Raw genomic sequence first — 13685 nt, 5'->3', positions numbered from 1 at the left:
AGATGGACAAAAAATTAGAACATCTTAAACAACAATATTTAGAAACCCCAATCCCAGACGAACTTGAATTCATTGTAAAAAATGCATTCAAACAAAAAATAAATCATAAATCAATGAAGAATCAATGGCTAATCGGAGCAGGTGTCGCCGTCATCATTTTTATTTCATTACTCAACACAAGCGCTACTATAGCAAGGGCAATGAGTGGATTACCTGTTGTGGATGACATTATAAAAATCCTTATTTTTCGTGAATATGAATATGAAGATGATCATCATCAAGCCATTATTAAAGTGCCAACAATCCGAGATCTTGCCGAACCTTCGCTAGAAGAAGCACTGAATAAAAAATACCTAGCTGAAGGAAAACTTCTATATGAGGAATTGATTGATTCTATCGGTCAGGACGATTTAAACCTGGCCACAATTGAGAGCGATGTGGATGTTAAAACAGACAATGAAAAAATTTTATCCCTTGCCCGCATCGTGACGAGAACACTCCAATCGGGCTCATCAAAAACAGAAGTGAAGTTTGATACCATTGATAAAAAGAATAAAATAGTCATAACGTTACCTATGCTGTTCAAGAACGATCAATACATTGATGTCATTAGTGAAAATATCAAAAAGCAAATGGAGGAAGATACACAGAATACGTATTTTATTGAATTTGGTGATGAAGACGCAGGAAAAGCGGTTCGAAATCTGAACCAATTTTATATTAATACGGAAGGGAAGCTTGTGATTGTTTTTAATAAATATGAAGTAGCTCCAGGGTATATGGGGCTAGTCGAATTTGTTATACCGACAAATGTGATAAGCGAATTATTAGAGAGCAATGAATATATTCAGTGAAGAGTTGATTCCAAAACTAAGAAACGACAAGCTTTTATCGCATTTGACAATTATATACAATGGTGTAAAATGGAATTATTGAATCATAGGAAAACAGATATAAAGTAAATACTCCTTTGAATAGGACATAGGATGATTTCTTATCAACTGTTAAGAGGGGTAACTTACTTTGTTTATTTATGACTGTTTTCAAAATAGTCTGTAAATCAAAAACGCAAAAGTTTCGGGTCATCTTATCGTATATTTTTCAACGGAATCAATCATACACCTAGAGATGCATTCGATAAATACTATTGATAGAAAAAATGATTGCGAGTTGACCCTTTAGATAAAACGACAACTGAGTTTTCACTAGAATAATAGATTGGTAGAACATATAGTTATAGTACGGGGGATGGAGAAAGTGAAGAGGAAATTGAAATTAAAAAGATTGCCAAGGCCAAATCATCGATTTTATATACTAATCATGATTATTACTTTGGGTTCTATGACCTTCAGTTATTTCACAAATGGTAGTTCTCAAACAGTGGAAAGCCAAACGCAAAATCATTTAGCAGAAATTGATAGTGATAGAAATGTAGCCTTGAATATGGAAGAAGGAATAGATATCAATAGCGAGAATGGGACTCAAGAAAAGAAAGATGATTCAACTGCACTGAGTGAAGGTGAAAATGAATTCAAGCCACGTACGGGAAAGGTGGCTTATATAACGATTGACGATGGACCATCTCCATACACGGATTCCTTCATCGAGCTTTTTAATCAATTTAATGTAAATGCGACCTTTTTTATGATTGGTGAAAACATAGTTCATCATACTGAAGCCGTTAAAAAAATGGCCGAAGATGGATTTGGGATTGGTCTTCATAGTATGTCCCACTCAGTGAAAAAAGTCTATTCCTCTCTTCAAAATATAGTAAGCGAAATGGAAGAGGAGAGACAAATTGTTCAAAATCTCACCGGGATCGATTCAACACTCATTCGTACCCCTTATGGGAGCAAACCTTATCTCAGTAATCAGTGGAAAAATTCGATAGAGGCCAAGGGATATAAAATTTGGGACTGGAACATAGATAGTAAGGACTGGAAAAATAAAAGTGGACGTATGGTGGATATTGTGAAGAAGGAAGTCAAAGAACTGGAATTAGCAAAAATAGACCCGGTCATCTTATTTCATGATACACAGTCTACCTTGGAGCATATGGATGAAGTGATTACATATTTGCTTAATGAGAATTATGAGTTAAGAGCAATTGATGAATCCTTGACACCCTTAACCTGGTAATCGTCAAGGTGCAAGTTCCTAAGTGGAGTCACTTCATAGGTTGATTTTGACAAGACCGCTGCATTCCATATATAGCGTTAAAAGGATAAGATTCGGGTCATCTTTTTGGCTTTTTTTTAGAATATCTATCCTTGCATGGCCTATTCCTACAAGGAGTAAAGTAATAACGAAACTATGTATACCCAAAAAACCTTTTTTAAGAAAAAGTAAAGTGCAAGCCATGTCCGGTTTCGGTTGTTCTTCGACAAAAACTGGAGGTGACTTGCATTTTTTATTATTTTTATTCAAGGCACTTTTCATATACTTTGTTGCTATTGGCACAAAGAAAAAACAGGCAGTAAGGTTTTTTCGACTGATTTCTTACTTTTTATCTAGAAATGGAGAAGTTTTCATGAGGAAAAGAGCACGAAGTCATACAAATCAGGGGATAGATTCCTATTCGAAAAGCCACAAGCTTTGCGAAAACAGCTTTATTTAGAAAAGGATCATTCATGGAATACATTTTCAAATTCGAGATATGAAAAATCGAATTTATGTAATTGAATCTGGTCCACGTCCCTCCCCAGTTTATGTTAATCATAGAGGTGGTCACTGCTGATTGTAATAGGCTTTTGATTCTAGAATAAGGGATGAAAAACCAATAAATGTTTGAAAAAATTGGTACTTAGTTAATGTTCCGGATATTTAAATAAGTAATAGCTGTTAGGAAGATAATAATAATGAAGAAAAGGATGTTTTCGAGTAGATCCTTGCTTTCTGATCATCTATTCGAAATTAGTTGAATGTATTTGCTTCAAAAGAAGATGTAGCTCAAAATGAAGGATTAAGAACAATGCTGTATATGAATAGAGAAGTATAAAATAGTGTATTTGAAATCAGGGTTTCATCTAGAAATTGGAGAAATGGACTAAAAGGTAATACATTGGAACAACAAGGACAGAAATCCGTCTTAACTGAGCCAAAAGTAGTAAGGAATGCTTTGAGAATATACTCTCATTAACCAGAAGGCGATATTGATACCAAATCTGTTTTTCTCATTACAGATAGTAGAGCAAGTCATTTGACAGATATTCATAAGTATATTATATTAATTGATGAGTCAACTATTGACCCGTCAATTAATTGAAAGGAGGCGGTAGCGCTGTCCAACATATGTCAGGATGAAGAAAAAATTATTGTTCAGTTAAATGAAATATATAAGCAGATGAGCCCGAAGTTTGAACGATGTACAGGGATTAGCCAGTCTCGTTTGGAACTTTTGCACAAGTTGTTTGGGATCGAGGAAATCAGCCAAACAGCGCTTCAAAAACAAGTGAACATTGATAGTGCCGCTGTGACAAGACATTTAAAGCAGCTTGAAGCTAAAGGGATCGTTTCGCGAAGTAAAAACCCTGAGGACCATCGATTTACCTATGTCCGATTAACCGATGAAGGTCGAAGGAAGATTCAAGATTACTATGAAGAGAAAGAAATTTTCATTTCGAAGGTCTTTAAGGATTTTACGGGTGAAGAACAATCCGTTTTATCCAATATGCTAAACCGCCTTCAAGAAAATGTTCAGGAAATAAAAGAGTAAATAGAAAATCCAATCATATTACACAAACAGGAGAATTCATCATGAATCAATCAAAAATCAATGACTTTAACGAAATTATTAGCGGTCGTCGTTCGATCCGTACGTACGATCCAGAGGTGAAAATTAGTAAAGATGAAATGACAGAAATTCTGACAGAAGCCACGCTTGCACCGTCATCTTTAAACTTGCAACCATGGCGTTTTGTGGTGATCGACAGCCAAGAGGGAAAAGAAACACTGGCCCCTCTTGCTAAATTCAATCAGACTCAAGTGAAAACTTCTTCCGCTGTTATCGCCGTTTTTGCTGATATGCAAAATATTGATTATGCAGATGAAATCTATAATAAAGCAGTGGAAGAAGGATTAATGCCTGCAGAAGTAAGGGATCGTCAGCTTCCTGCAATTAAAGGATTATTTGAGACGGTTTCAACGGAAATGTTAAAAGAAATGAACCTGATTGATTCGGGATTGGTTTCCATGCAACTCATGCTTGCAGCACGTGCACATGGTTACGACACCAATCCAATTGGTGGGTATGAAAAAGAGCAAATTGCACAAGCCTATGGAATGGATAAGGAACGTTACTATCCAGTGATGCTGATCTCTATGGGGAAAGCAGCAGAAACAGGCTATCCATCGATACGTTTACCAATTGAAACTATTACAGAATGGAAATAAAAAACGGAAAAGGGGATAATCAAAATGATTATTATTCACGCGGGTTTTCAAATTAATCCAGTAAAAGAACAGGCATTTTTAGAAGAGATTCGCTCGTTGGTGGACGCTTCTAGAGCGGAAGAAGGAAATATTTCCTATGATCTAATGAAGGATACAGAGAAAAATCATGTGTATATGATGGTGGAAGCTTGGAAAGATGGTGCAGCTGTAGAAAGTCATAATTCAAGCGACCATTTCAAAGCATTTGTTGAAAAAGCACCGGATTATTTGTCAGCACCGCTAGATGTGAACGTATATGAAGGCAATCAAATAAAAAAGTAATAAAAATAGATTTTGAGGCACTTAACGATTTCGTTAGGTGTCTTTTTTAGGCTCTTTTCGTTTATTTGCGAAATGCTGTTTTCGCAAAGTTTTTTTCTTTTTGCACCAGTCTATAAACGGTGATATAGCTTTGTTTCGGGCATCATTTCGTTTATTTTTATGGGAATCAACATGGAAAAGGGCGATTTAATCAAAACCAGATGAACTAGCCACAATGTATACGAAAAAAGCAATTTAAATGAGTAAATAAGGCAGCGGATAATACGTTAAAAAAGTTGACGCGATACAAATGGTAAAAGTGAAGGGATAAAAACAAAGAATTCGAGGTACAAGCCACTCTTCGTTTACATTATTCTACAAAGAAAACTAAGGCAGTATGGTGAATTCTAGTTATTTCTTATTTTTTATTTTGAATTCAATAATTTTATGGTAAAAAAGAGCCCTTAGGCATCCAAGTTATGGATTTTATTCCCATCCGAAAAACCACATTTATTAAAAAATAGCCATCGACAAAGAGCGTTGGTGATGACCAACGCTCTTTGTCCTTCACTTGTTACTTGCCAAGATCTTTCTTTGTTATCTCACTACGAATGTCTTTTTCACGAGAAAATTCGGTATCTTGTTTTTTGTTGTTTGGATACTTGTTTTTGCGTTCACGATTGTCATTTTTGTTTGTCATGTTCAATCCTCCTTTTGAATGTGCTAAAGATAATTTTCCCTATTGTGAATTGAATTATCATAAAAAATGTCTAATCTTCGTAAATAAAGAAATGAATATTAGCTTTTTCATACATGAAATCTCTTCGACTATCACTAGAATATTATAGTGTGTAGGACAGCACGAGCGGTTAACATTTTTTCTTGTTGTTTTTTCGATTCAGGCTGGACGATAAAAAATTCACGAGTAAAGTGTAGGAGTGCTAACATGATTTTTCCTCCTCTTAACTAAAATTGTTGTGAAACAAGGTTTACAATCTTATATACAATTGACATTTTTCAATATAGTTTTCTTATTTTTATTTTATAAAATTTTACATTTAGCTGTAACGTACGTAAGAATGGTCTATCCTCAGCCTTGAGGTTGAATGAGAGTCAATCTTATTCTGACTGAAAAATATTAAGTATTATGAGGAGATTGATTAAGGAAGGTTAGAGATTAGGTTTCTGTATTGACTTTGGAGAGAAGGGTGCAGAGAACTCGTTAGTAAATTAGGAAAACGGAGTATCCCCTTGCCTCAGAATGGGTAAAAATACTATTCTGTTCGTCTTGTATAATGGTAGAAACAATACCTGAGAGACTGATTCATATAAAGGCTTACATGAAAATGAACTTAGTGAAGTTTCAAAAAGAGTTCTCTTCAGAAGTAGAATGCCAAGATCATTTGTTTCGTTTGAAATGGAAAAACGGGTATCAGTGTGATAAATGTGATCACTCTGAATACTATTTAACATTTAGCCGTAAAAACAAATTATACGAATGCAAAATGTGCCGTTATCAGTTCAGTTGGAGTTACTTAATTACACCGGTAATAATCGGCTCGGTGATTATTGTTTTCTTTGCGTTGATTATTAATAATTTACGCAGTAACCGGGAATCTCCTGCATTTTGGATTTGATTAAGAATTGTTCGGGATAATACGGTTGGCCATGTGGCAGATATGAATGATGGGCCATCACTATCCATTCTAGAAGGATATAATAACAATAGTAACTGGAATCTCGGGCATATATAGGTCGTCCAAGAACAGTTCGCCTTTCATTTTACTGGGGAAGAAATTAACTTACCTGATCAAATTACAGAATTATTGAGTCCAGGTACTAAAACAAGCGATTGGGGAGAAGAGGTACCACCAATTCATGAATTAATCTTATTGCTCGAATATCAAGTTTGTAGGATTGAGAAAGTATTGAAATTTAGGATCAAAGAAGCTGTAGAAGAACCTTATACAACATTTTTGTTACGGCGATGAAATAAAAAGGGGTACGGAAACGATTCTAGATTTCAGGGGCAAGAATGGAAAAAAACCGAAAATAGATGTTTAATGTCAATGAAGTTGTTCCAGAAATGGGGGCGATTGTTGAACATATAAATGCCCTTTGTTCAAGTTAAGGTCAAAATAATGGAGGAAGACCCACAGATACATTAATTTGAATAATTGAAACTAATTGCTCATTTGTCCGTAAGTAAAATTATAAGGGGGTTACATTATGAGGAGTATTTTCTTTTTGATAATTGCAGCATCTTTTCTTCTGATAGGCTGCACCAACAATGGCAATGGGAATAACTTAGTGACATATGATAACAGCGAACTTGCAAGTGATTTAGAAAAGGAAGGAGTAGAACCTAAATTACCTACAAATTTTCCAATATCTATTACAAAATATGAAATATTGAAACCGCAACACGAATCGACTAGACACGAAACAAAAATAACGGGTGAAAACGATGAAATTTTTACATTGGTCGTCCATTCATCTCCAGTTACATATGAAGAAGAATTGGAAAATCAAGAAGAAGTAAAGATAAACGGAAATGAAGGTTTTTATGCTGTCAATGAAATAACCGGTCCGTCTGTACATTGGAAAGATGGGGATTATCATTACATTTTAGAATATCAAACGATTGAATTAGATACAGAAATTAACAAAGAAACAATGATTTCGATAGCGGAATCATTTGAATAGAGTTTTGGATAAGAGGTTCAGTGAGTATGTTGAACCTCTTCCATTAAAGGGGGCGTTTGTAGAAGAAAGAAAATACTAGATATCGAAAAAACACATATTGTTTAGAAGGAAAAAAAAGATAAATTATACATAAGCATACTTATATAACGAAAAGAATTGTAGAGATATTTAGAGATTTAGTCCATTAAAGAAATTTAATGGGCTTTATTGACTCTATAATCGGTAGGAGGGAATTCAATCACAACTCAACCAGAAGCAATAATTGGCGCATTCAAGCATCTTAATAAAGAATGTTCTATAGAAGAAGTAACACACTTAGTTAAGCTGAAATATGGCGATAAATGGAGTGATTTTGGAACTATTATGGCTGATATGGTCTCAGTTTCTGAGGGTGGAAGCAAAAGTTCTAGGGTCAATGCTGAGTATAGGATGCTAAGAAGGGGAGGTAGAGGAAGATATATTTTACTCGATAATTAAACATAAAATAAATAAGACTTATACAAATTAACGTTATATGATTTAAGCGGAAGTTTGTTATCTTCCGCTTTTTTTTATATAAATGGATTAACTACATACGGTAGTTCCATTAAAGGGCCATTTAATGGAACAGTTGAAGGAATTTAGAAACTAATGGATAATTAATCTATCCGAAAGCTTCGTTTAATATTAAAATTAATGTTTTAAGAATACGGTTAAAAGGAGGAAAAATGGATTATCAAGAGTACTTACCAGAACTCAATAAAACAGCAGAGAAATATAAAAATAAAGCACAAATAGAATTAAATTATTGTATAACCTGTCAACCTTATGATGGTGGCGATTATATTTGGATAATTGGAAATGAAACTACGATTGATGAAATTTTTGACAGTGTTAGATGTCCTGAAGAATACCGTGAAGATATTGCTGCACATTTGAAATGTCCTAACTGCGGGAAATCTGGTTTTGAACGATACGAGGTGGCTGGTACGGAGGATTCATCTGTCCTAGAAGAAGAGAGGAAATATCAACATATAATCTCCCGTTTTGCTGATAAACTATATGATTTTCGATTACACTTAGAAAAATACCCGTCCCTTGCTCTTGCGCATCCCATGGGAAAGAAAATTCATAAAGAAATAACGAAGAGCAATGTAGAATCAATTGAAGTAAAACACTAGAGGTGGGCAAGGGCAAGACTAGTATCCCAGGGGAAGGTGTTTGGTCAATCGGATATGACTGCACCACAGGTCGGGTTATCTTCAGGTGGAAGGTTTCATCACCAGGGACAAAGTGTTTTGTATCTAGCTGAAAACGAAGAGCTCGCAATGATAGAAACTCTTGAAAATCCAGATATTCCTTCTCTAATTTGGATTCAGGAGTACTCTCAAAAGCTTGAATTAACACAGATTTTAGATTTAAGGCATGAATGGACAGGTTTAGGTTCCTCGGAAAATGAAGTGATTCAGGCTTTATTAGCTTCACGTTTTATATTCGAAAAGGTAATTGATAGATCTAGTAAATGGAGACCACAATATTTACTAACTACATTTATAGCAGATTGTGCTAGACAAGCAGGGTTCAAAGGAATTATTTACTCTTCAAGTAGGACAAGTGGTAGTAACCTTATTTTGTTCAATCCTGATGAGCCAGCAGTAAAGCCAGTAGATAACCCAAAGGTTTATATTTATGAATCTAAGAAAGGGGTAACTGAGGAATTTGATGATATAACACTTTCTTTTTAGTAGTTGAACCAATTACTAAGAATATTGCTTTCTAGTTGAATTAATTTCTTTAAATTTTCTAATGAAGCCGCAAATTAATTCAATATACTTAAATTTAGTAGATCAGGCGGAAAGAATCGAAATGGAGGAGGGACACGCCGTGACGAACCTCAATTAGTTATAAATGTTATTAAGCAAATGAAATCTAAACTATAAACTAGCTTTTTTCAATATAGGGGGCTTATCCAGAACAGGATGAGCTTTTTTGTTTAAAGTTTTTCTTGAGTAAGCTGCTCGATTTTGAAATAATTGGTATTAAGTTAAAGGGCAGTTTAGTTTAAGATTGTGGTTAACTCTTGTATTCAAAAAGTCTGCAACATAAATTGATTCAAATTACACAAAAAGTCGATTTCCCAGCATAAAGGAAATTGACTTTTTAAAATTCAATTTTTTCCTTGGTTTAAAAGCTTATTTTAATTTCATTAAATTAATTAAAAAAATGTTATTGACTATTCAGTTGAACTGTAATATCTTAATATTAAGTTACACTATACAGTTGAACTGAATAGAGGGTGAGTATATGAAACATAAGTTATTGCCGTTGTCTGAAACCATGCATTATATATTATTAGCTCTACGGGAGCCACTCCACGGTTATGCCGCAATGCAGAAGATAGAAGAGATAAGTAATGGAACAGTTATTTTAGCAGCTGGTACATTGTACGGTGCGATTGAAAACTTGAATAAGCATGATTGGATTGAATCTGTTGGAAGTTCAGGTAGGAGAAAGATTTATAAGATAACGACAGAAGGAAGAAAAATATTGAAGATGGAACAAGATAGGCTATTGCATATTTTATCTTTGTATGAAGGAAGTGAAGCAAATGAAGAAGTTTAAAGTTTTCTTTAATATAGAAAAAGAAGAGCATTGGCTGAATGAGCAATTACAAAAAGGCTATCGCTGCATAAACATTAGTGGCCTGGGGATATACACATTCGAAAAAACCAAAAAAAGATATGTTATGCGACTTGACTATCAAAATCATTTGTCCAAAGAAAAATTCGACGAATACAAAGGGATCTATGAGGATTTCGGTTGGAACTATCTGAAGGGGTATTGGCTTAGTGGAATACGATATTGGCAAAAGGAAAATGATGATCAAAATGAAATTTTCTCAGACCGCCAATCAAAGGCTAATTATTATAAAAGACTTATGGGATATTCATTTTGGTTGGGTATGGTGTTTCTAGCGTATTCTTTTATGTTCTATCGAGATTCGGGATTATATCATGAAGGTCTTTGGAATATGGAAGGTTCTTTATTTTGGAAAGCGCTGTTATTTGAAACTCCTTTTGTTCTTTTGAAATTGCTTCCCGCATTAATGGTTGTCTTTTTAGGTGGAAGTTACTATAAGGCTTATCGGCTGTATTCAATATTAAAAGAAAAATAATGCGTGGGTTTAAGTATCAATTCTAATTCATAAAAGAAGGTAATCAATCCCCAAATTAGCCGCTTATAAATGTTTAAATTAAGAGGGCGTTCGCTGAACAGCAGCTTCCCTAATATGAGATGAAAAGGGTTTATGACTTAGCAAATTTGAATAGGCTACACTTAGTTGGACAATAAAAATAAGGGCTAGTAGAATAAACACAATAAGTGAGGAGCGAATCTACTATGTCCAAAAAAAGAAGAACGTTTACCACAGAGTTTAAGAAGCAAGTGGTTGCTTTATATGAGGGTGGAAAAAGTCGTCAAGATATTGTACGTGAATATGAATTAACAGCTTCTGCTTTAGACAGATGGATTACTCAATTTCAACAGTCTGGTTCGTTCAAAGAGAAAGATAATCGAAGCCCTGAGGAACAAGAATTGATTGAGTTAAGAAAAAGAAATAAACAGTTAGAAATGGAAGTTGATATTTTAAAGCAAGCCGTGCTGATCATGGGACGAAAATAGAAGTGATTCAGAAAAATCGACACCTCTATTCGGTATCAGCAATGTGCGAAGTCCTACAAATAGCTCGAAGTACTTTTTATTATGAAGCTGAAATAGCGGTTCAAAAAGAACAAGAAAAAGCTAAAGAAGAAGAAGAATTAAAAGAAAAAATACTAAAGATCTTTAACGAAAACCGTAAAGTATATGGAACTCGCAAGATTAAAGGAAAGCTTTTAAAAGCTGGTTACAAGGTATCTAGACGCCGTATTGGTAGACTATTGAAGAGCTTGGAATTCAATCAAAGTATGCACAGCCATCTTACAAGCCAATGAGTTCCCTCCCCAATGAAGACTCCGTTGGAAACGTGTTAGATCGGGAATTTGAAGTAGATGAAGAGATGACTGTACTGGTCAGTGACTTAACGTACGTCAAAGTAGGCCAGCATTGGAACTACGTCTGTTTTTTAATTGACTTATATAATAGAGCAATAGTTGGTTATAGTGTTGGAAAACGCAAAGACGCAGCTTTAGTTCAACGTGCTTTCGCAACGGTTAAGCAGCCATTAGAGAATGTGAAGCTCTTTCATACAGATCGCGGATCTGAGTTTAAAAACGTGAACATTGATGAATTATTAAGTAAATATCAGATTGAACGCTCTTTGAGCCATAAAGGAAATCCATATGATAATGCGGTGGCAGAAGCAACATTTAAGATCTTAAAAACTGAATTAATAAACGGAGCTCACTTTAGCACCCTTAACCAGCTTGATCTTGAACTTTTTGATTATATCAATTGGTACAATAATATCCGTTCGCACAGTACACTTGGCTATCTAAGTCCAGTAGAATATAGAAACTTAGCCCTTAAAAAGATTGTTTGATTTAGTGTTGACATACCATTTATGGAAGAGATTTGAATTCTGTAAAGAAATTAATACAAAATCATTTTAAAAAATAGATATAAATTTATATACACAAAAAAATAGGGCCTATCCCTAGTATTCTCAATATATATTAGTTATTAAATTTATATCAGGCGCGTTTCTATAAATAGAGGCGCGTTTTTGGTTTATAAAAGCTTGAGGTGAAAAGTTATAAAAAATGGAGGTATACAAATGAAATATTGGCTTGTAATATCCTTAACTCTATTGGGGTTATTCTCTATATTAATATTTATTTTTAACTCAATTACCGGGAATGTACTAAATGGAGAAACCCCCCCAATCGTTGAAATTGAAGTAGAAAATAAAACACAAGAAACTACTTTAGGAACTTATTGTTGGCAAGATAAATGTGTGGAGAAAGCAGGACCAGAAGAGATTCTAAAAGGAAAAGAACCTATAATAGTTAAAGCTGGAGATTCAATTAAGTTAAATATGAACTATGAAACACCCCCAAATAAGTTCAGATTAATTCAGATAAATAACAGTAAAAAAACAGATGTTAGTATTAATAATGGTATTTTTAAAGCCCCTATTGCAAAAGGCGTTTATTTTTTTTATATGGAGTAATTTGGATGGACGAAAAGAAAGAAAGCGTATCTCTGGGTGACGCCTATTATAATTTTGTGATAAAAGTGGAGTAGTTATTACGTTAAAAAGGAGTGGTTGTTTTGTTTACTACTGAAGTATGCGAATCCTGTAAGATAAATCTAATAAGCATTGTTGAGGAATCTGATGATGAAAAACAACCTTTCAGGCTTTGTATGGAGTGTCGTAATAAATTAGTAAAATATTCTCTTAAACCTATTGAGTGGTATAACTTAGCGGTTATTCATTCTCCAAAGAAATTCTTATTACATGATGATTTTTATGATGATGATGGAGAAGCAACTCAACCAGAAGAAAAAGTATAGGTGTCTGATAATGATATAGCACCAACACTAGAAAGCGTTAAAAATGATTTGGAATTGTTGTTAGATTTTTCAATTACGAGATGGTTCCTTGAGGATGAGGTAATTTATGCTCTGAAACAGCATGATAAAGTTTCCCTATTAAATTCTGTTAAATATCGATTTTATGACACTGTAAATTATGAAGTAAAATCAAGAATGTTAGAAATAATAGCTGATGTTCTTGGTGATGTTGCTTCTGATTGGGTTAGAGAACTTTGGAATAACTACGATGCTGATTTCCTGATCCAATTGTCTTGGGCATCATCAAGTAGTTTACCTGCCAAAGAAGGTCTGAAATACATTTTCGAAAAATTACAATCTTTAAGCGATAAAGAACTAATAATGTCTGTATTTTCGTGTTTGCATAGATTTCGCTCAAATGAAGTGCTTGATTGGATTGAACACAATTGTATAACGTTTCATGATAATTGGGGTAGATTAGCAGCTCTATGCTTTCCGACTTGGGAGAGGATGAAAGCATGGCTAGAGAAAAGGCGACCTCTTAGCTTGGTGGCATTAGACACAATGGCTAAATGTGCTGCAATTGGTAACGACCCATATGTTGAAAGGTTCAATCCGAAAATAATCATGACAAATATGAGCGAAATTAATAGCTTCTTCGCTGTTTAAAATGATTTACCCCTGTCCATACTGGTTACTAAAATAGTAGAACTAGTAGGTGATTCGGAATGAAGGTAGAAATCCAAGATATTGATAGTCTCTTTCATATTACAGAACCATGGTATATCGAAACC

General features: G+C 34.3%; 15 protein-coding genes and 1 pseudogene. 15 read left to right on the top strand and 1 reads right to left on the bottom strand.

The genetic code is table 11. The features are described 5' to 3' along the window. Positions 1-2 precede the first annotated feature (2 nt). The 5 genes from rsiV to U8D43_RS16380 all read left to right on the top strand — a co-directional run bounded on the left by rsiV (position 3) and on the right by U8D43_RS16380 (position 4713). Positions 3-854: an anti-sigma-V factor RsiV gene (gene rsiV, locus U8D43_RS16400; RefSeq protein WP_335872268.1), complete on the top strand. Its 852-nt coding sequence runs from the start codon at positions 3-5 to the stop codon at positions 852-854. A 403-nt stretch (positions 855-1257) separates the two neighbouring features. Continuing rightward, positions 1258-2139, top strand: a complete 882-nt coding sequence (locus tag U8D43_RS16395) for a polysaccharide deacetylase family protein (RefSeq protein ID WP_335872267.1) — start codon at positions 1258-1260, stop codon at positions 2137-2139. Between the two features lie 1141 nt (positions 2140-3280). Then, the gene (locus tag U8D43_RS16390) at positions 3281-3715 is read left to right on the top strand and encodes a MarR family winged helix-turn-helix transcriptional regulator (RefSeq protein ID WP_335872302.1); all 435 of its coding nucleotides are present in this window, start codon (positions 3281-3283) and stop codon (positions 3713-3715) included. Positions 3716-3756: 41 nt separating this feature from the next. Beyond that, entirely contained in the window at positions 3757-4392 is a 636-nt protein-coding gene (locus U8D43_RS16385; protein ID WP_335872266.1) for a nitroreductase family protein, read from the top strand. 24 nt (positions 4393-4416) lie between these two features. After that, positions 4417-4713: a putative quinol monooxygenase gene (locus U8D43_RS16380; RefSeq protein WP_335872265.1), complete on the top strand. Its 297-nt coding sequence runs from the start codon at positions 4417-4419 to the stop codon at positions 4711-4713. A 553-nt stretch (positions 4714-5266) separates the two neighbouring features. Here U8D43_RS16380 and U8D43_RS16375 read toward each other — a convergent pair. Beyond that, positions 5267-5392, bottom strand: coding sequence for a hypothetical protein (locus tag U8D43_RS16375; RefSeq protein WP_335872264.1), 126 nt, complete (start codon positions 5390-5392; stop codon positions 5267-5269). Between the two features lie 646 nt (positions 5393-6038). Here U8D43_RS16375 and U8D43_RS21075 point away from each other — a divergent pair. The 10 genes and pseudogenes from U8D43_RS21075 to U8D43_RS16320 all read left to right on the top strand — a co-directional run bounded on the left by U8D43_RS21075 (position 6039) and on the right by U8D43_RS16320 (position 13560). Next, on the top strand, positions 6039-6329 hold the full coding sequence (locus U8D43_RS21075; protein ID WP_442893621.1) for a transposase: 291 nt from the start codon (positions 6039-6041) through the stop codon (positions 6327-6329). Positions 6330-6921: 592 nt separating this feature from the next. Continuing rightward, positions 6922-7398, top strand: a complete 477-nt coding sequence (locus U8D43_RS16360) for a hypothetical protein (RefSeq protein ID WP_335872263.1) — start codon at positions 6922-6924, stop codon at positions 7396-7398. Positions 7399-8105: 707 nt separating this feature from the next. After that, the gene (locus tag U8D43_RS16355) at positions 8106-8558 is read left to right on the top strand and encodes a hypothetical protein (RefSeq protein ID WP_335872262.1); all 453 of its coding nucleotides are present in this window, start codon (positions 8106-8108) and stop codon (positions 8556-8558) included. Between the two features lie 36 nt (positions 8559-8594). Beyond that, complete coding sequence (locus U8D43_RS16350; RefSeq protein ID WP_335872261.1) at positions 8595-9122, top strand: RES family NAD+ phosphorylase; 528 nt, start codon at positions 8595-8597, stop codon at positions 9120-9122. 559 nt (positions 9123-9681) lie between these two features. Next, positions 9682-9999, top strand: a complete 318-nt coding sequence (locus tag U8D43_RS16345; protein WP_335872260.1) for a PadR family transcriptional regulator — start codon at positions 9682-9684, stop codon at positions 9997-9999. Next, complete coding sequence (locus U8D43_RS16340; protein ID WP_335872259.1) at positions 9986-10552, top strand: DUF2812 domain-containing protein; 567 nt, start codon at positions 9986-9988, stop codon at positions 10550-10552. The genes U8D43_RS16345 and U8D43_RS16340 overlap by 14 nt, the downstream gene beginning before the upstream one ends. A 224-nt stretch (positions 10553-10776) precedes the next feature. Beyond that, a pseudogene (locus tag U8D43_RS16335) lies at positions 10777-11917 on the top strand (IS3 family transposase). 234 nt (positions 11918-12151) lie between these two features. After that, positions 12152-12547, top strand: a complete 396-nt coding sequence (locus U8D43_RS16330; protein WP_335872258.1) for a hypothetical protein — start codon at positions 12152-12154, stop codon at positions 12545-12547. Positions 12548-12648: 101 nt separating this feature from the next. Next, complete coding sequence (locus tag U8D43_RS16325) at positions 12649-12891, top strand: hypothetical protein (RefSeq protein WP_335872257.1); 243 nt, start codon at positions 12649-12651, stop codon at positions 12889-12891. Further along, complete coding sequence (locus U8D43_RS16320; protein ID WP_335872256.1) at positions 12892-13560, top strand: hypothetical protein; 669 nt, start codon at positions 12892-12894, stop codon at positions 13558-13560. Positions 13561-13685 lie beyond the last annotated feature (125 nt).

Origin of the sequence: Bacillus sp. 2205SS5-2 (assembly GCF_037024155.1) — a bacterium.
GTDB lineage: Bacteria > Bacillota > Bacilli > Bacillales > Bacillaceae_K > Bacillus_CI.
The sequence above is the reverse complement of the archived record's forward strand: the minus strand, read 5'-3'. Positions and strand labels throughout refer to the sequence as shown.

Bases quoted from the DNA above. Each gene is read 5' to 3' on its own strand.
- U8D43_RS16355 (WP_335872262.1), top strand. From the start codon at position 8,106: ATGGATTATCAAGAGTACTTACCAGAACTCAATAAAACAGCAGAGAAA.
- U8D43_RS16360 (WP_335872263.1), top strand. From the start codon at position 6,922: ATGAGGAGTATTTTCTTTTTGATAATTGCAGCATCTTTTCTTCTGATA.
- U8D43_RS16385 (WP_335872266.1), top strand. From the start codon at position 3,757: ATGAATCAATCAAAAATCAATGACTTTAACGAAATTATTAGCGGTCGT.
- U8D43_RS16380 (WP_335872265.1), top strand. From the start codon at position 4,417: ATGATTATTATTCACGCGGGTTTTCAAATTAATCCAGTAAAAGAACAG.
- U8D43_RS16330 (WP_335872258.1), top strand. From the start codon at position 12,152: ATGAAATATTGGCTTGTAATATCCTTAACTCTATTGGGGTTATTCTCT.
- rsiV (WP_335872268.1), top strand. From the start codon at position 3: ATGGACAAAAAATTAGAACATCTTAAACAACAATATTTAGAAACCCCA.
- U8D43_RS21075 (WP_442893621.1), top strand. From the start codon at position 6,039: ATGAACTTAGTGAAGTTTCAAAAAGAGTTCTCTTCAGAAGTAGAATGC.
- U8D43_RS16340 (WP_335872259.1), top strand. From the start codon at position 9,986: ATGAAGAAGTTTAAAGTTTTCTTTAATATAGAAAAAGAAGAGCATTGG.
- U8D43_RS16345 (WP_335872260.1), top strand. From the start codon at position 9,682: ATGAAACATAAGTTATTGCCGTTGTCTGAAACCATGCATTATATATTA.
- U8D43_RS16375 (WP_335872264.1), bottom strand. From the start codon at position 5,392: ATGACAAACAAAAATGACAATCGTGAACGCAAAAACAAGTATCCAAAC.